Genomic DNA, 17,537 nt, shown 5'->3' with positions numbered 1-17,537 from the left:
GAATACGAAGGCCTCCGTACCGAGTCGGTACGGAGGCCTTCGTCGATCCGGGTACGAGGGGCTGACGAGGAGCTAGTGCAGTGGCACCGACCAGTGCAGTTTGGTGCCCGTGGCAGAGTTTCCGTTCTTTTCGCCCTTGTCGCCCTTGTCGTCGGACGCGCGGCGCGGGTAGACCGCCAGACTTCCGCCGGACTGCTCGGCGCGCCGCGCCAGATTGGTCAGGCCGCTGGGCGTGATACCGTCCGGGATCCCGCACCCGTTGTCGGCGACCACGATGGTCAGATCGTCCGCGACGCCGATGTCGATGGTGATGGTGTCCGCGCCCGAATGCCGGACCGCGTTCGAGACCGCCTCCCGCACAACGGCTTCCGCATGGTCGGCCAGGGTCGGCTCGACCACCGAGAGCGGCCCGGTGACGTGCATGAGCGCCCGGATGTCGGTGGCGGTGGTCTGCTGTTTGATGGCGCGTTCGATGCGCTGGCGCAGCCGGGTGCTGTGCCCGTCGCCGCCGTGCAGATCGAAGATGGAGGTGCGGATCTCCTCCACCACGTCCTGCAGATCGTTGATGGCGTCGGCGAGGCGTTGCTGCACTTCGGGAACGCGGGCGCGCGGCACCGTGCCCTGCAGTGACAGGCCGATGGCGAACAGCCGCTGGATGACGTGGTCGTGCAGGTCGCGGGCGATGCGGTCGCGGTCGGTGAGGATGTCGAGCTCGCGCATGCGCCGCTGCGCCACCGCCAATTGCATGGCCAGCGCGGCCTGATCGGTGAAGGCGGCGATCAGTTCCATCAATTCGTCGGTGTAGGGCGCGGATTCGGCCGAGCGCAGCGTGATCAGCACGCCCAGGGTGGAATCGGGGGTGTGCAGGGGCAGCACCAGCGCGGGCCCGATCCCGGCCAGCGGTGTGCCCAGATCGACGTGGCGGGCATCGTCGAAGCGCAGCGGGGTGCGGGTGGTGAGCGCCTGGCCCACGGCGGTTCCGACCGCGCGCACGGCGTGCCCGGCAGGCGGTTCGCCCGGCCCGGACCATTGCGCCACCACGAGTTCGGTGACCTGTTCGGGCAGATCGTCGGGATCCACCACGGCCAGCAGGGCGCGCTGGGAGGCGGTGAGTTCGCGCGCGTGCGCGACCACGTGGGCGAGCACCTTGCTGGGTTCGGTGTCGGCCAGGAACTCGGTGGCGATATCGCGGGTGGCCTCGATCCAGGCCTGGCGGGTGCGGGCCTGCTCGTAGAGCCGCGCGTTGTCGACGGCTATACCGGCCGCGGCGGCCAGCGCCTGCAGCAGCACCTCGTCGTCCTCGGTGAAGGGGTGCCCGCCGGATTTCTCGGCGAGGTACAGGTTTCCGAAGACCTCGCCGCGAATCCGCACCGGCATGCCGAGCAGGGTGCGCATGGGCGGATGGTGTTCCGGGAAGCCGACCGCGGCGGGATGGCGGGTCAGATCGTCCAGGCGGAGCGGTTGGGGTTTGTCGACCAGCAGGCCGAGCACGCCGTGGCCCTCCGGCAGATCCCCGATCAGCATCCTGGTCTGCTCGTCGACGCCGTGGAAGATGAACTGGCTGAGCTGCTTCTCGTGCCCGCGCACGGCGAGCGCGCCGTAGCGGGCGTCCATCAGAATGCTGGCGGCGCGCACGATGGTGCGCAGCGTCTGGTCCAGATCGAGGCCGGAGGTGACCGTGAGCATGGCCTCGACCAGCCCGTCGATCCGGTCGCGGGCGTCGATGATCTGTTCGACCCGGTCCTTGACCTCGGTGAGCAATTCGCGTAATCGCAGCTGCGACAGCGTTTCACGCACCGAGTAGGGGCCGGTGCGGGGGGTGTCGTGCATGGTTGTCCTGCGGTCCGGCGGAAGCGACACGGCATCGGAATTCTATGCGGGGCGAGGTTGCCGAAAGGTTGTTATGCCGAACGCGACTGTCCTGTACGCAATTTCGACGCCAGCACGGCGGCCTGGGTGCGGCGTTCCATGCCCAGTTTGGCCAGCAGCCGGGACACGTAGTTCTTGACGGTCTTCTCGGCCAGGAACATGCGCTCGGCGATCTGGCGGTTGGTGAGGCCGTCGCCGAGCAGGTCCAGCAGCTTGCGTTCCTGATCGGTCAAACCGGCCAGCGGGCCGTCGAATTCGGTGCTGCGGCGCAGCCGGGCCATGAGCGCCGCCGCGGCGCGATTGTCCAGCAGCGAGCGGCCCGCGCCCACCTCCTTGATGGCCTTGGCCAGCTCCATGCCCTTGATGTCCTTGACCACGTACCCGCTGGCCCCGGCCAGGATCGCGTCCATCATGGCTTGCTCGTCGGTGTAGGAGGTGAGGATCAGGCAGCGCAGATCGTCGATGTCGGCCAACAGGTCCCGGCACAGTTCGATGCCGTTGCCGTCGGGCAGGCGCACATCGAGCACCGCCACGTCGGGGCGCAGCGCCGGGATCCGGGCCAGCGCCTGGGCCACATCGCCGGCCTCGCCGACCACCGTGAGTTCGGGATCCTCCTCGAGCAGATCGGTCAGACCGCGTCGCACGATTTCGTGATCGTCGACCAGGAAGACTTTGATCACGACGGCCTCCAAGCTCATCGGTATCGCGGGCGCGCGCGGGGTGGTACGCGCGGTAGAGGCCCAACGTAACTCGCGGCGCGGCAACGGGATACCGCCGAAGGTCCCTAATTCGGAGCGCAAGTGAACGATTGATGATTTTTTGTCGGAGAATTTTCCCTGAAAGTGGTCTGCTTTGGGACTTTCGGCACTGTCGAGGGGAGCGGCGGTGTGTTGCCATGGAATCGGGTTGCCGGGTCGGAACGGAGAGAGGGGTCGGCTGATGGGCGCGTTCGACGTGTGGTCGAGTGGAATCGATCCGGATTTCGTGGTGACCACGCACGGGCCCGTCCCGTCGGGTGAGGTGACCCGCGTGGTGCGCGGACTGGGCAGAATCCTGCGCCGCCACGGGGTCGACGGGCCGGTGCGGGTACGCCTGCACTGGCCCGAATCAGAGGACGGCCCGACCCTGGTGCAGGCCGGTGTCCGAGCGCTGGGGAAGGCGTTCCGGGTACAGGTCGCCGGGCCGGGGCGGTTCGCGGCCACCTTCGCATTGGAGCGGCTGGATCTGCGGCTGGGCTGCCCGCCGGACGAATTGTCCAGGCCCTGGCCGGATCCCGCGCGCCCGTCGCTGTCCGCGGTGACCGGGCCGCGGCCGATCGTGCGGCGCAAGGACTGCCGATTACAGGTGGCCACCCCCGCCGCGGCGGCGCGGGTGCTGGACGCCATGGACTACGACGCGCACCTGTTCATCGACGCCGACACCGGATCCGAAGCCGTGGTGTGCTGGACCGGTCCGCTCGGGGTGCGGACCATCGGCCGGGTCCGCGACGGCGTGCCCACCATGCTCGAGGACGAAGCGGTGTCGCGGTTGTGCACCGGCGGGCTGCCGTATCTGTTCTTCACCGATTCCGACGCCCGGCGCGGGCGGTTGCTGTACCGGCGCTTCGACGGGGATCTGGCGCTGCTGACCGCGGCCGGGTCCGAGGATCGGATGCGCGAGCGCGACCGCGGATTACAGCCGCGGGCCATCGCGGGCTGTGTGCGGCGGGTGTCACCGAGCGTGGCCGCCATCACCGCCGCGCAATAAACACTCTGTGACCAGCGTTTCAGCCCGCGTAACCAAACTTGTCGGTGGGTGCCCCTAGCATGGCGTCCGGGGGAAGTCTGGGATTGCTGAAACGTTGGAAGGATGGCCAGTGGCGGATCGCCTGACGGTGCGCGGAGCGCGGGAGCACAACCTCAAAGGGGTCGATCTCGACCTACCCCGCGACAGCCTCATCGTTTTCACTGGCTTGTCCGGGTCCGGTAAGTCGTCCCTGGCGTTCGACACCATCTTCGCCGAGGGGCAGCGGCGGTACGTGGAATCGCTGTCGGCGTATGCCCGGCAGTTCCTCGGGCAGATGGACAAGCCGGATGTGGACTTCATCGAGGGCCTGTCCCCGGCGGTCTCCATCGACCAGAAGTCGACCAACCGCAATCCGCGGTCCACGGTCGGCACCATCACCGAGGTCTACGACTACCTGCGTCTGCTGTTCGCGCGCGCGGGCACCCCGCACTGCCCGGTCTGCGGTCATCTGATCGCCAAGCAGACCCCGCAGCAGATCGTGGACCAGGTGCTGGCCATGGAGGAGGGCACCAAGTTCCAGGTGCTCGCGCCCGTGGTCCGCACCCGCAAGGGCGAATTCGTGGACCTGTTCGAGTCGCTGCACTCGCAGGGCTATTCGCGCGTCCGGGTCGACGGCGTGGTGCATTCGCTGACCGATCCGCCCAAGCTCAAGAAGCAGGAGAAGCACGATGTCGAGGTGGTCGTGGACCGCCTCGCCGTGAAGCCGAGTTCCAAACAGCGCCTGACGGATTCGATCGAGACGGCGCTGCGGCTGGCCGACGGCATCGTGGTGCTGGACTTCGTGGACCGCGACGAGCACGCCCACGATCGGGAGCGGCGCTTCTCCGAGCGGCTGGCCTGCCCGAACGGGCATCCCCTCGATATCGAGGATCTGGAACCGCGGTCGTTCTCGTTCAACTCGCCCTACGGCGCCTGCCCGGATTGCACCGGTCTCGGTATTCGCAAGGAGGTCGATCCCGATCTCGTTGTGCCGGACCCGGATCTGAGCCTCAATGAGGGCGCCATCGCGCCGTGGTCGCGCGGGCAGACCGCCGAATACTTCACCCGGCTGCTGTCGGGTCTGGCCGAGGCCATCGGGTTCTCCATGGACACGCCGTGGAACCAGTTGCCGCTCAAGGCCCGCAAGGCGGTGCTGGAGGGCAGCTCCGAGCAGGTGCACGTCTCCTACACCAACCGGTACGGCCGGAAGCGTTCGTATTACGCCGATTTCGAGGGCGTGATGCCGTTCCTGCAGCGGCGCATGGACGCCACCGAATCGGAGGCGATGAAGGAGCACTACGACGGGTACATGCGGGACATCCCGTGCCCCGTCTGCAATGGTGCGCGCCTTCGCCCGGAGATTCTCGCCGTCACACTGTCGGCGGGCGCGGAGCGCATGTCGATCGCGGATCTGGCGGATCTGTCGATCGGGGACGCGGCCAAGTTCCTCAACACCCTGACTCTCGATGAGCGCCAGGCGGCCATTGCCGCGCAGGTGATCAAGGAGATTCAGGCGCGCCTGGGCTTCCTGCTCGATGTCGGCCTGCAGTACCTGACGCTCTCGCGGGCGGCGGCCACCCTGTCCGGCGGTGAGGCCCAGCGCATTCGCCTGGCCACGCAGATCGGTTCCGGGCTGGTGGGTGTGCTCTACGTGCTGGACGAGCCGTCCATCGGCCTGCACCAGCGCGACAACCGGCGGTTGATCGAAACCCTCACGCGCCTCAAGAGTCTCGGCAATACGCTCATCGTGGTCGAGCACGACGAGGACACCATTCACGCCTCGGACTGGGTGGTCGACATCGGCCCGCTGGCCGGCGAGCACGGTGGTCAGGTGGTGTACTCGGGTCCGTACGAGGGACTGCTGAAGGACAAGAATTCCCTCACGGGCGCTTACCTTTCCGGCCGCGAGCAGATCGAGGTGCCGCTGGTGCGGCGGCCGATCGACAAGAAGAAGCAGCTCACGGTGGTCGGCGCGGTCGAGCACAACCTCAAGAACATCGACGTGAGTTTCCCGCTGGGCGTGCTCACCTCGATCACCGGCGTCTCCGGCTCGGGTAAGTCCACGCTGGTCAACGACATTCTGGCGACCGTGCTGCAGAACAAGCTGAACGGTGCGCGCCAGGTGCCGGGCCGCCACACCCGGGTCAACGGCCTCGATCATCTGGACAAGCTGGTCCAGGTCGACCAGTCGCCGATCGGCCGCACCCCGCGCTCGAATCCGGCCACCTACACCGGCGTCTTCGACAAGATCCGCACCCTGTTCGCCTCCACCACCGAGGCCAAGGTCCGCGGTTATCAGCCCGGCCGGTTCTCCTTCAACGTGAAGGGCGGCCGCTGCGAGGCGTGCTCGGGTGACGGCACGCTGAAGATCGAAATGAACTTCCTGCCCGATGTTTACGTACCCTGCGAGGTCTGCCACGGTGCGCGGTACAACCGCGAGACCCTCGAAGTGCACTACAAGGGTAAGACCATCGCGGAAGTCCTCGATATGCCGATCGACGAGGCCGCGGACTTCTTCGAGCCGGTGACCTCGATCCACCGCTACCTCAAGACGCTGGTTGATGTCGGCCTCGGCTACGTGCGTCTCGGCCAGTCCGCACCGACGCTGTCGGGTGGTGAGGCGCAGCGTGTGAAGCTGGCGGCCGAATTGCAGAAGCGCTCGACCGGCCGAACCATCTACATCCTCGACGAGCCGACCACGGGTCTGCACTTCGAGGACATCCGCAAGCTGTTGAAGGTCATCAACGGCCTTGTCGACAAGGGCAATTCGGTGATCGTCATCGAGCACAACCTCGATGTCATCAAGACCTCCGACTGGGTGATCGACATGGGCCCGGAGGGTGGCTCCGGCGGTGGCACGGTCATCGCCCAGGGCACGCCGGAAGACATTGCGGCCGTGGCGGAGAGCTACACCGGCCAGTTCCTCAAGGATGTGCTGGCGAACTCGCAGGCCACCCTCACCGAGGCGAAGCCGGTGAAGAAGGCGGCGAAGAAGGCTCCGGCCAAGAAGGCCGCGCCGAAGACGGAGGCCCAGGCCACCGCGGCCAAGAAGGCCGCCGCCGCCCGCCGCAAGGCCGCCGCCCTGCGCTGACCAGCGTCGACGGCCCCACCGTACAGCTGTGGGGCCGTCGAGGTTCAGCTCACCGGGCCGAGTACCACCGCCGAGTTGTGGCCACCCATGCCGAGGGCGGTCTTCAACGTGATGCCGTCGTATCCGTGCTGCACCCCGTCGACCAGCCGCGGGTGCGCCGGGGCGACGATCGGCGAGGACACCAGCAAGCCGCGCTCGTACCCCATTGCGGCGGCGGCCAATTCGACTCCGGCCGAGGCCGCCTGGCAGTGCCCGGCCAGCGGCTTGAGCGCCACCACCTGCGGACGATCATCGAAAAGTTCTGCCAGCAGCTGGGTTTCGGCCGCATCGCACTGTGCGGTGCCGGAACCGTGGGTGTTGAGCACGGCGACCTCCTCCGGCCGCACGTCCGCGCTGGCCAGCGCGCGCCGCACGCAGTCGAAGATCTGCTCGTGCGAGGAGTCCACCGAGATCACGTGATACCCGTCGTTGGACATGCCGCCACCGAGCACCGCGGCGTAGGGCCGGTCGGCATCGCGGGTCACCAGGAACGCCACCGACGCCTCGCCGAAACCGAAACCGCGACTGCCTTCCTGGAACGGGCGGCAGGCGTCCAGCGGATCGGTGTCGTCCACCGCCGCGCCCAGCGCCACGAACGGCGTCACCATCTCCGGGATCGCGGACAGGTCGGTGGCCACCACGAGTACGTCGTCGGCGATGCCGTGGGCCAGCCACAGCTGCGCGGTGATCAAGGCCACGTTCGAGGAGGAGCAGGCGGCGGTCACGTTCATGGCCGGGCCGTGAAAGCCGAACTCGCTCATCAGCATCGCCACCGGTGTCGAGGGGAGTAATCGCAGATAGTCACGATTTCGGCGCTGCCCGCCGTCGACGGTGTAGAAGTCGCGCCACTCGGGCACATTGCCGAGCACGATCGCATGCAGCAGGCCGACCGTGCGACCGGGCCGCCAGCCGCGGTCGGTGGCGTCGGCCACCGCCTCGCGCGCCGCGCCCATGATCGCCCTGATGTATCGGCTGTCCGGCAAATCCGGATCGCCACCTTCCGGCACGCGGGCAACCCAACCGTTGCGATCGCGTTCGGGCCCGTACCCTGGAAAGAGCCGGGCGGCGGGTTTGCCGCTCAGCAAACCCTCCCAGAGGGTTTCGCGGCCCCAGCCGTACCCGGTCACGGCACCGATACCGGCGATGGTCATATGATCTTGGTGCCGACCGGCGGTCTCGGGCTCGGGGATGGTGCCAGGCATTTGCATCGCTCCTTTTCGGACTGTTGCCCGTAATGATCACCACAGACGGGCCGATGCTGTGCGGGACTGTGATTCATTCAATACGGTCGGGAAGCGGCACCAGCTACTTTTCAGATAACGAATAAGGTGCCGTGCTCCGGCGACGTGCGAAACGACGATCAGGGGGTGCTCGAGGTGGTGGGTAACGAACGGGCGACCGACCCGGCCGATGCCGAACAGCTGGCTCAGCGGTATCGGTCCCTCGTGGACTACAGCCCCGACGGGGTCGTGGTGCACGAGCGCGGCACCGTCGTCTACGCCAATCCCGCGATGCTGCGCATTCTGGCGGCCGACTCCCCCGAGGACGTCATCGGGCGGGCGGTCACCGATTTCGTGGAGCCCGCGTCCATCGCGCCCATGCTCGATCGCATTCGCCGCCTCACCATCGCCGGCACCGCCTCCGACCCCACCGAGATGACCCTGCACCGCTGCGACGGCGGCTCGGTCGAGGTGGAGACCGTCTCGGTGCTCACCGCCTGGCACGACCACCTCGCCTATCAGGTCGTCGTGCACGACCTCACCCCGCAGCGCCGGGCCGAGGCCGCCCAGCGCCGGGCCGAGCAGTTCTTCGCCACGGTGGTGTCGCAGTTGGAGGAGGGTGTGGTGGTGATCGACCGCGACGGTCGCATCGAATCCGCGAATCCGGCCGCGCGCCGCATCTTCGGCTACGACGCCGACGATCTCATCGGCACCCACATCTACGACATCCCGCTGAGCCTGCTCGACGCCAACGCCCAGCCGATGCCCGCGTCCTGGTATCCGGTCATCCGCACCCTCGCCACCGGAGAGACGGTGACGCGCTTCGTGTTCGGGCTGGACCGGCCCGACGGGCAGCGGCGGTGGCTCTCGGCCAACAGCCGGCTGCTCAATCCCGACGATCCGGAGTCGGCGGCGGTGTCCTCTTTCAACGACATCACCGAATTCCGGGCCAGCCGAAGGCAATTGGAGTACCAGGCCACCCACGACCCGCTCACCGGGCTGGCGAATCGGGCGCTGGTGCTGTCCCGGCTGTCGGCGGCGTTGGGCACCACCGAGACGCTGCCGGTGTCGAGCGTGCTGTTCATCGACCTGGACGGGTTCAAGGCCATCAACGACACCCTCGGCCACGCCATCGGCGACACCGTCCTGCAGATCGTGGCGCAGCGGCTGCAGCGCGGGCTGCGCTCCGACGACATCGTGGGCCGAATCGGCGGCGACGAATTCCTGGTGCTGCTGTCCGGCCACACCCGCGGCGACGACCTCGACGCCCTGATCACCCGCCTGCGCCAGACCATGGCCGAACCGATCATCGCCCGCGGCCACCGCATCCACGTCGACGCCTCCATCGGCGTCTCCCACCTCCACCCGGGCGACAACCGCACCCCGGAAGCGGTTTTGCACGACGCCGATCTCGCGATGTACCGCGCGAAGCCCCCGAACCACCAGAACGGGACCCTGAGCCGCCGCAGCGACAGCACCCACGCTTCCTGAGCTTCACGTCACGATTACCTGGCGATACGGCGCCGGGGGGATTCGCGCACTAGAGTGGATAACTCTGTTCTCGATGCTTCGCGTGCCGTTACCCACCACGGCGCTGTGGTGAACAAGGAGTTCCGTTTTGCCCGACCTCACCGAGGAGCGTTCCGTGTCAGATCCCGCCCAGGCGGTATCCCCGGACATGGAGCGCGAGCAGCAGTACCTGACGAAGCTTTACGAACAGCTCGACGGCATGCGCGCCTACGCCCAGCGACGGCTGCGCACCGTACTGCTGGAAACCGGCGGCACGCCGCAGGCGCGCAGTGAGCGCGAATCGTTCACGCAGCTCTATTCCGAAGACCTATCCAAATACGATGCCGCCGAACACGGTCTGTGCTTCGGCCGCATCGACATCTCCGACAACGGGGACAGCGAGAACCGCTACATCGGCCGCATCGGCATCCTCGACGAGAGCGCCGATTACGAGACGCTGCTGCTGGATTGGCGCGCGCCGCTGGCCCGCCCGTTCTATCTGGCCACCACCGCCGCCCCCGACGGCGTGACCCGCCGCCGCCACATTCGCTCGCGCAACCGCAAGGTCACCGCGATCAATGACGAGTACCTCGACCTCGCGGCCGCCCAGCGCGACGGCGTGATCGGCGGCGACGGCGGCGTGGGCAGCGAGAGCGCCCTGCTGGCCGCGCTCAATGCCGCCCGCACCGGGCACATGAACGACATCGTCGAGACCATTCAGAGCGAGCAGGACGCCATCATCCGCTCCGAGCACAAGAGCGTGCTCGTGGTGCAGGGCGGGCCCGGCACCGGCAAGACCGCCGTGGCGCTGCACCGCGCGGCCTACCTGCTGTACACCTACCGGCAGCAGCTGGACAAGGCCGGCGTGCTCATCATCGGCCCGAACTCCACCTTCCTCGACTACATCGGCCAGGTGCTGCCCTCCCTCGGCGAGACCGGTGTGCTGCTGTCCACGATCGGCAACCTGTATCCGGGAGTGCAAGCGACACTGGAGGATTCGCTGCGCGCCGGGGAGCTCAAGGGTTCGCTCGACATGCTCGAGGTGCTCAAGAAGGCGGTGCGGGACTGGCAGGAGGTGCCGCGCGAGCCGATCCGGCTCTACTTCGACGGGCATCAGCTGGAACTGGATCGCAAGATCGTCACCAAGGCCCGCGGCCGGGCCCGCTCCTCGCGCCGCGCGCACAATCTGGCCCGGCCGATCTTCGCCGCCTCGGTGGTGGACGCGCTCACCGATCAGCTGGCCGCCGCCATCGGCGCGAATCCGCTCGGCGGGCGAAACCTGTTGAGCCAGACCGATCTCACCGAGATCCGCGACGAGATGCGCGCCGACCCGGAGATCCAGCGCGCCATCGCCGGGCTGTGGCCCATCCTCACCCCGCAGGAGGTGCTGGGCGGGCTGTGGGCCGACCCGAAGCGCCTCGCCAATGCCGCCGGGCAGCTGAGCGAGGCCGACCGCGCCGAGCTGTACCGTTCCGACAGCGGCGAATTCAGCGATGCCGACGCGCCGCTGCTCGACGAGCTGGCCGAACTGCTCGGCATCGACGACAGCGAGGAGCGCGAGCGTTCCCGCCGCCGCTGGCGTGCCCAGCTTGCCGAGGCGCAGGACGCCCTGGACATCCTCACCGGTTCCGCGCCACAGGATCTCGAGGACGATCTGGATCCGGAACTGCTCATGGCCTACGACCTCATCGACGCCTCGCAGCTGGCCGAACGCCAGCAGGTGCGCACCCGGCAGACCACCGCCGAACGCGCCGCCGGGGACCGCACCTGGACCTACGGCCACGTGATCGTGGATGAGGCGCAGGAGCTTTCGGAGATGGCGTGGCGAATGGTCATGCGCCGCATCCCCAACCGCTGGATCACCGCGGTCGGCGATGTCGCGCAGACCGGCGATCCGGCCGGGGCGTCGTCGTGGCAGCAGGTGCTGGAACCCTATGTGGCCAAGCGCTGGAAGCTCACCGAGTTGACGGTCAACTACCGCACGCCCTCGGAGATCATGGCGGTGGCCGGTGACGTGCTGGCCGCCATCGACCCGGCCGCGCCCGCGCCGCGCTCGGTCCGCGACTCCGGCTTCGAACCCACCGCGCACCGGGTCGCGGTCACCGAACTGGCCGACGAGATCAAGCGGCTGCTGGCCCTCGAGGCCGAGCAGGCGGGCACCACCGCGGTCATCGTGCCGCACGATCTGGCGCCGGAACTGGCTCATCTCAGCGATGATTCGGTGCGCGTGCTCACCGTCCACGATGTGAAGGGCCTGGAGTTCGACGCGGTCGTGCTCGCCGAACCGCACCGCATCCTGACCGAATCGCCGCGCGGCCTCAACGACCTGTACGTGGCGCTCACCCGCGCCACCCAGCGGCTGGCGGTCGTGCACTCCGAGGACCTGCCCGAGGTGCTGCACCGGCTCGGCTGAGACCGGTCCAAAACGAAAGCGGCCGTGCCCGGTTGGGCACGGCCGCTTCTCGTTCGAGCGTCAGCGTACGGTGTGCACGATCAGGACGTCGGTGCGGGACTTGCGGGCCACGTCCGACGGGACCGAGCCGAGCAGGCGGCCCGCCAGGGTGTTGAGGCCGCGGTTACCGACGACGAGCAGGTCGGCATCCACTTCCTTGAGCAGGTTGAGCAGAGACTCGACAGGCTCGCCGACGACGGCCTTCTCGACGACGTTCACCGCGCCGACGGCAACAGCCTTGTCGCGCGCCACGCGCAGGATCTCGCTGGTGGGCGCGGAGCCGCGCACCTGGTAGGCCTCTTCCTTCAGCACGTCGGCGGCGGCGGCCACATCGCGGTCGTCGGTCGGGAAATACGCGCAGGCGATGTACAGCGTGGCACCCTCGTCGCCCGCGAGAGCCGCGGCCCGCTCGACGGCGACGTACGACGAGTCCGAGCCATCGGTACCGACGACGATCGTCCGGTAGGCGGTCATTTCTCCTCCAAGTACAAGGGTCGGGGCCGCGACGTCCACAACGGTGGGGTTACCGCCGCGGCAACTTCGCCTGACAATAGCGGCATAACAGGCGGAAATATTCGATATCGCAACACATCACACTCACGTGGCGTCACCCGCGCTCGACACATTCGGCATTGGGACCGAACACAGCCTTGACTACCAGCCAATTTCCGCGGCCCTCGCGACGCGCGCCACACATTCTCAACAGCGTTGCGGCCCTGGGAGATTCGTCACAAACCCGATATCACACCGAGCGCTCGCGGGCCGCCCGTTGTGAAAGCTCACAACGAACGGCCCGCGAAACAGTGACTTCGCCTTGCTTCACAGCTCACGAAATTCGGCCCACAACCAGCCGAGAATCGCGCTGAGGATGGCTGTGTCCACCAAACGCATGCGATGGTCTTCCCTCCGGCCGATCAATGACGCGCAATACTAACGCGCCGGGATCGGATCAGAGGCTGAAAAGCGGTCCGGTGAGCGTCAATCCGAGATCCCCGCCGGTGTGGGCGAAGAAGGCGAACAGCATGAGCGCCGCGCCCGCCAGCGCGATGTCCTTGTTGAACGAGATCATCTCGGTCTGCTTGGCCTGCGCGTCGGTCTCCTTCCAGAAGGCGTGCATCAGGAAGGCGGTCGGCAGCAGGAAGATGAACAGCAGCAGCGCGCCCAGGTCGGCCCAGACGCCCAGCAGCACGCTCAGCGCGCCGGCGAGCAGCAGCACGCCCGAGGCGAGCACCGCGACCTCCGGCATGGGCACGCCCTTGAACTGCGCGTACTGCGCCATCTGCTTGCTCTGGGCGAGGTGCCCGAAGCCCGAGCTGAGGAACAACAGGACGAAGAGGATCCGTCCGATCAATACCAGTACGTCCATGACCCGCTCCTTCGATGATCGATCTGCCGTTGGGGTGAGATCTGCCATTGGATGACACGGCAACCAACTTCATCGGAGGTGTGGTTATTCCCGTTCCAGAGCGTGTTCAGGAGGATAGCGAGAGGCGGGCGTATTCCAGGGGAGGCATTCCGATCTCCTTTGCGAACTCGTTGGAGAAGTGCGCCTGGTCGAAATAGCCGAGCTCCAGCGCCAGCGCCGCCAGATCCGAGGTGCGGCCCTCGGCCAGCAGATGCGCGCCGTCCTGCAGGCGGTAGCGGCGCAGCACCCACTTGGGGCTGCCGCCGACATAGCGGCGGAACAGGCGCTGCAGGGTGCGGATCGGGATGCCGAAACGCTCGGTGACCTGGTCGACCCGGGTCAGATCCGGATCATGTTCCATGGCCTCGATGATCGCCAGCACCTGGCGGTAGGCGGTGTCGTCGGCCTCGTCGGCCCCGTCGCGCTGGGCCGCGACGAGGAAGTCCTCGATCAACTCGCGGCGCCGCTGCGAATCTTCGGTCACCAGCACGGCTTCCGAGAGGGCGTCGGCCTCGGGGAAGATTTCGGCGGCCGGAACCGAGGTGTCGCTGAACGCGCCGACGTCTAGACCCGTGAACGCGCCGAAGCCGCCCGCCCGGAATTTCACCCCGAAAGTCTCACCCTCACCGGCCAATTCACGGACGTACTTGGTGGTCCAGACGCCGGTGACGAAGGCGCCGGTGCGCTCGTGGGTGCGCTCGAAGGTCAGGTTCACGCACGGGTACGGCAGCACCTCGGCGAAGAAGGGCGGCTGGCCGCGCCGATCCCAGCGCACCCACCAGTACCACTCGACATAGCGGGACACCCGAGCGCCCGCGGGCAGCCGGGAGTGATTGTTGGCCGCGTTCTGCTGCCGCGGGCGCAGCAGACCCTTCGCGGTCTCCGGCGGCGGCACGGGCCGCGGCGAGAACCGGCCGTCGTGGTTGCCATTTCCGCTGTTCATCGCCCCTGTCGCTTTCTTACAAGACCATCAACGCCGCGGCGACGAGAGTAATTGCCATGAGCGACACCGTGAATCCGATCCCCGCGGGCTACCACTCCATCACCTGCTTCCTGGCCGTCCCCGACGCCAACGCCGCCATCGATTTCTACACCGCCGTCTTCGACGCAAAGGTCCTGAGCCGCAACGACCTTCCCGACGGCCAAGCCGCCCACGCCGAACTCCTGATCGGCGACTCCACCATCCAGGTCGGCATGCCCATCCCCGACGAGGGTCTGCGCGCCCCCGCCGACGACTGGGTCCACACCAGCATCGTCCACTACTGCCCCGACGTGGACGCCGTCTCGAAACTGGCCCGCGAGCACGACGCTCGCGAGGTCACCGACCCGGCCACCTTCGTCACCGGCGACCGCTACGGCCGAGTCATGGACCCCTTCGGCCACCGCTGGATCGTCATGACCCGGGTGGAGGACGTCTCCCGCGAGGAAGCGGAACGCCGAGTCAACGAGTGGATGGCCCAGCAGGCCTAAGTCACCCACTCCCCCGTCCGACAGATGATCCGCCGGGCGGGAAGCTGTCTTCTCATCCGCCGGGCAGATCGTCTGCCTCGTCATTCCGGCGCGATTTTGGCCGGAATCCGCCGGGACCACTGTGGATCCCGGCCAAGAGCATGCCGGGATGACGGGGGACATTGCCTTCGACGCCGGGGACGCGGTCGCCGACCGCATGGCCGGACGAGCGCCACACTGCCACCGCACCGATGGTCCTCGCCGGTCGCCTGCGCGCCGGAAAACGTTGTGCCGGAGGGTTTCTCTCACGAAAGTCCGGCGGCGTCCATGCCGCGTAGTTCCTTTTTGAGGTCGGCGATTTCGTCGCGGAGGCGGCCTGCGAGTTCGAATTGGAGTTCGCGGGCCGCGTTCATCATTTGTTCGGTCATGTCCTTGATGAGGTCGGCGAGTTCGGCGCGGGGCATGTTCTTGACGTCACGGCCCTCGTAGACGCCGGCGCTGACGGCGCGGCCGGGTTCGCCCTGGGCGCGGCGGCCGCGGCTGGCATTGCGGCCGGAGCCGCCTACCTCGACCTCGGTTTCCTCGGCTTCGCGGTAGACCTGGTCGAGGATGTCATTGATCTTCTTGCGCAACGGTTGCGGGTCGATGCCGCGCTCTTCGTTGTAGGCGATCTGCTTGGCGCGGCGGCGTTCGGTCTCGTCGATGGCGTGGCGCATGGAGTCGGTGATCTTGTCCGCGTACATGTGGACCTCACCGGAGACATTGCGCGCCGCGCGGCCGATGGTCTGGATGAGGCTGGTGGCCGAGCGCAGGAAGCCCTCCTTGTCGGCGTCCAGGATCGCGACCAGCGACACCTCGGGCAGGTCGAGACCCTCGCGCAGCAGGTTGATGCCGACCAGCACGTCGTATTCACCGAGTCGCAACTGCCGCAACAATTCCACCCGGCGCAGGGTGTCGATCTCGGAGTGCAGATACCGCACGCGCACACCGAGACCCAGCAGATAGTCGGTGAGATCCTCGGCCATCTTCTTGGTCAGGGTGGTGACCAGCACGCGCTCGTCGCGCTCGGTGCGGATCTTGATCTCGTGCACCAGATCGTCGATCTGCCCCTTGGTCGGCTTCACCACCACATGCGGATCCACCAGGCCGGTCGGGCGGATGACCTGCTCGACGAATTCGCCTCCGGTCTGGCCCAATTCGTACGGGCCCGGCGTGGCCGACAGGTACACCGCCTGCCCGATCCGGTCGGCGAACTCCTCCCAGGTGAGCGGCCGGTTGTCCACCGCGGAGGGCAGCCGGAATCCGTATTCCACCAGATTCCGCTTGCGCGACATATCGCCCTCGTACATGCCGCCGATCTGCGGCACCGTCACATGCGATTCGTCGATGACGAGCAGGAAATCCTCGGGGAAGTAATCCAGCAGGGTGGCCGGAGCGCTCCCGGCGGCACGGCCGTCGATATGCCGCGAGTAATTCTCGATACCCGAGCAGAAGCCGACCTGCTTGATCATCTCCAGGTCGTAATTGGTGCGCATCCGAAGCCGTTGCGCCTCCAGCAATTTGCCCTGCTTCTCCAAATCCGCGAGCCGCTCCTCGAGTTCCGCCTCGATATCGCGGACCGCCCGCTCCATGCGTTCCGGGCCCGCCACATAGTGGGTGGCCGGGAAGATCCGGACCATATCCACCTGGCGCACCACATCGCCGGTCAGCGGGTGCAGATAATAAAGGGCCTCGATCTCGTCACCGAAGAATTCGATGCGGACCGCCAATTCCTCATACGAGGGAATGATCTCGACGGTGTCGCCGCGCACCCGGAAAGAGCCGCGCGTGAACGACATATCGTTGCGGGTGTATTGCACGTCCACCAGCAATCGCAGCAGCCGGTCGCGATCGATCTCCTCGCCGACCTCCAGCGACACCGATCGATCCAGATACGACTGCGGCGTGCCGAGGCCGTAGATGCACGACACCGAGGCGACCACCACCACATCCCGCCGCGAGAGCAGGCTCGACGTCGCGGAATGGCGCAGCCGCTCCACATCGTCGTTGATCGAGCTGTCCTTCTCGATATAGGTATCGGTCTGCGCGATGTACGCCTCGGGCTGGTAGTAGTCGTAGTACGAGACGAAGTACTCGACCGCGTTGTTCGGCAGCATCTCGCGCAGCTCATTGGCCAGCTGCGCGGCGAGGGTCTTGTTCGGAGCCATGACCAGCGTCGGCCGCTGCAGCCGCTCGATCAGCCACGCCGTCGTCGCCGACTTACCGGTACCCGTGGCGCCGAGCAGCACCACATCCTTCTCCCCCGCCCGGATGCGCCGCTCCAGCTCCTCGATGGCGGCGGGCTGGTCACCGGCGGGAACATGCTCGCTGACCACCTGGAACTGGCCTTGGACGCGCTCGATCTCACCGATGGGCCGGTGCTCCGAATGGGCCAGCGGCAAGTCGTCGGGGATCTCGGTTGCGAAAGCCATGACCCCAGCCTAGGACCACCCACCGACAAGTTCAGCGAAGCCCGGACAAGGTCGGTGCGGCCCCGCGCTCGCTATCCGGCGGCGTTCGGCGACCGGATAGCGCCGGGCGCTTCCTCTAGTCCCCCACCCAATTCGGTAAAGAACTTCCAATGTCCGAATTTACTGTCGCCCCAAGGGATTTCACGCCCGGTGTCGCGTAGGTCTCAGTCCGTTCACGGGGGTTTGAAACCCGGATTCCGGGTGTACTCTGGGCTCGCTGGTCGCACGA

General features: G+C 67.2%; 12 protein-coding genes. 5 read left to right on the top strand and 7 right to left on the bottom strand.

The features are described from left to right. Positions 1-72: 72 nt before the first annotated feature. A complete protein-coding gene (locus ACAM49_RS09465) occupies positions 73-1,830 on the bottom strand; it encodes a GAF domain-containing sensor histidine kinase (RefSeq protein ID WP_369635078.1) in 1,758 nt (585 codons plus the stop codon). Between the two features lie 71 nt (positions 1,831-1,901). Continuing rightward, on the bottom strand, positions 1,902-2,549 hold the full coding sequence (locus tag ACAM49_RS09460) for a response regulator transcription factor (protein WP_354846173.1): 648 nt from the start codon (positions 2,547-2,549) through the stop codon (positions 1,902-1,904). Positions 2,550-2,808: 259 nt separating this feature from the next. On the opposite strand from ACAM49_RS09460, the gene ACAM49_RS09455 reads away from it, so the two are divergent. Next, positions 2,809-3,615 carry a hypothetical protein gene (locus tag ACAM49_RS09455; RefSeq protein ID WP_369635077.1) on the top strand — a complete coding sequence of 269 codons (807 nt, stop codon included), beginning with the start codon at positions 2,809-2,811 and terminating at the stop codon, positions 3,613-3,615. 109 nt (positions 3,616-3,724) lie between these two features. Then, a complete protein-coding gene (gene uvrA / locus ACAM49_RS09450) occupies positions 3,725-6,724 on the top strand; it encodes an excinuclease ABC subunit UvrA (protein ID WP_369635076.1) in 3,000 nt (999 codons plus the stop codon). Positions 6,725-6,768: 44 nt separating this feature from the next. On the opposite strand, the gene ACAM49_RS09445 is transcribed toward uvrA, so the two are convergent. Next, entirely contained in the window at positions 6,769-7,965 is a 1,197-nt protein-coding gene (locus ACAM49_RS09445) for a beta-ketoacyl synthase N-terminal-like domain-containing protein (RefSeq protein WP_369635075.1), read from the bottom strand. A gap of 174 nt (positions 7,966-8,139) precedes the next feature. Between ACAM49_RS09445 and ACAM49_RS09440 the strand changes: the two genes are divergently transcribed. Next, positions 8,140-9,474, top strand: a complete 1,335-nt coding sequence (locus tag ACAM49_RS09440; protein WP_369635074.1) for a diguanylate cyclase — start codon at positions 8,140-8,142, stop codon at positions 9,472-9,474. Between the two features lie 187 nt (positions 9,475-9,661). Continuing rightward, positions 9,662-11,905, top strand: coding sequence for an ATP-binding domain-containing protein (locus tag ACAM49_RS09435; RefSeq protein WP_369635091.1), 2,244 nt, complete (start codon positions 9,662-9,664; stop codon positions 11,903-11,905). A 60-nt stretch (positions 11,906-11,965) separates the two neighbouring features. On the opposite strand, the gene ACAM49_RS09430 is transcribed toward ACAM49_RS09435, so the two are convergent. The 3 genes from ACAM49_RS09430 to ACAM49_RS09420 all read right to left on the bottom strand — a co-directional run bounded on the left by ACAM49_RS09430 (position 11,966) and on the right by ACAM49_RS09420 (position 14,292). Further along, positions 11,966-12,418 carry a universal stress protein gene (locus tag ACAM49_RS09430; RefSeq protein WP_369635073.1) on the bottom strand — a complete coding sequence of 151 codons (453 nt, stop codon included), beginning with the start codon at positions 12,416-12,418 and terminating at the stop codon, positions 11,966-11,968. Between the two features lie 475 nt (positions 12,419-12,893). Next, entirely contained in the window at positions 12,894-13,310 is a 417-nt protein-coding gene (locus ACAM49_RS09425; RefSeq protein ID WP_369635072.1) for a DoxX family protein, read from the bottom strand. Between the two features lie 106 nt (positions 13,311-13,416). Continuing rightward, positions 13,417-14,292, bottom strand: a complete 876-nt coding sequence (locus ACAM49_RS09420) for a helix-turn-helix domain-containing protein (RefSeq protein WP_369635071.1) — start codon at positions 14,290-14,292, stop codon at positions 13,417-13,419. 56 nt (positions 14,293-14,348) lie between these two features. On the opposite strand from ACAM49_RS09420, the gene ACAM49_RS09415 reads away from it, so the two are divergent. Further along, positions 14,349-14,819 (top strand): VOC family protein, encoded by a 471-nt coding sequence (locus ACAM49_RS09415; protein ID WP_369635070.1) that lies wholly within the window; start codon positions 14,349-14,351, stop codon positions 14,817-14,819. A 284-nt stretch (positions 14,820-15,103) separates the two neighbouring features. Here the strand turns inward: ACAM49_RS09415 and uvrB are convergent, their stop codons facing one another. Next, on the bottom strand, positions 15,104-17,269 hold the full coding sequence (uvrB, locus tag ACAM49_RS09410; RefSeq protein WP_369635069.1) for an excinuclease ABC subunit UvrB: 2,166 nt from the start codon (positions 17,267-17,269) through the stop codon (positions 15,104-15,106). Positions 17,270-17,537 lie beyond the last annotated feature (268 nt).

The organism is Nocardia sp. JMUB6875, assembly GCF_041154655.1.
Lineage (GTDB): Bacteria > Actinomycetota > Actinomycetes > Mycobacteriales > Mycobacteriaceae > Nocardia.
Note: the sequence above shows the minus strand (reverse complement) of the source record. Positions and strands in the feature narration are given on the sequence as shown.

Excerpts from the sequence above, each read along its gene's own strand:
- ACAM49_RS09465 (WP_369635078.1), bottom strand. The coding sequence starts at position 1,830 with ATGCACGACACCCCCCGCACCGGCCCCTACTCGGTGCGTGAAACGCTG.
- ACAM49_RS09455 (WP_369635077.1), top strand. The coding sequence starts at position 2,809 with ATGGGCGCGTTCGACGTGTGGTCGAGTGGAATCGATCCGGATTTCGTG.
- ACAM49_RS09445 (WP_369635075.1), bottom strand. The coding sequence starts at position 7,965 with ATGCCTGGCACCATCCCCGAGCCCGAGACCGCCGGTCGGCACCAAGAT.
- ACAM49_RS09435 (WP_369635091.1), top strand. The coding sequence starts at position 9,662 with ATGGAGCGCGAGCAGCAGTACCTGACGAAGCTTTACGAACAGCTCGAC.
- ACAM49_RS09430 (WP_369635073.1), bottom strand. The coding sequence starts at position 12,418 with ATGACCGCCTACCGGACGATCGTCGTCGGTACCGATGGCTCGGACTCG.
- ACAM49_RS09425 (WP_369635072.1), bottom strand. The coding sequence starts at position 13,310 with ATGGACGTACTGGTATTGATCGGACGGATCCTCTTCGTCCTGTTGTTC.
- ACAM49_RS09420 (WP_369635071.1), bottom strand. The coding sequence starts at position 14,292 with ATGAACAGCGGAAATGGCAACCACGACGGCCGGTTCTCGCCGCGGCCC.
- ACAM49_RS09415 (WP_369635070.1), top strand. The coding sequence starts at position 14,349 with ATGAGCGACACCGTGAATCCGATCCCCGCGGGCTACCACTCCATCACC.
- uvrB (WP_369635069.1), bottom strand. The coding sequence starts at position 17,269 with ATGGCTTTCGCAACCGAGATCCCCGACGACTTGCCGCTGGCCCATTCG.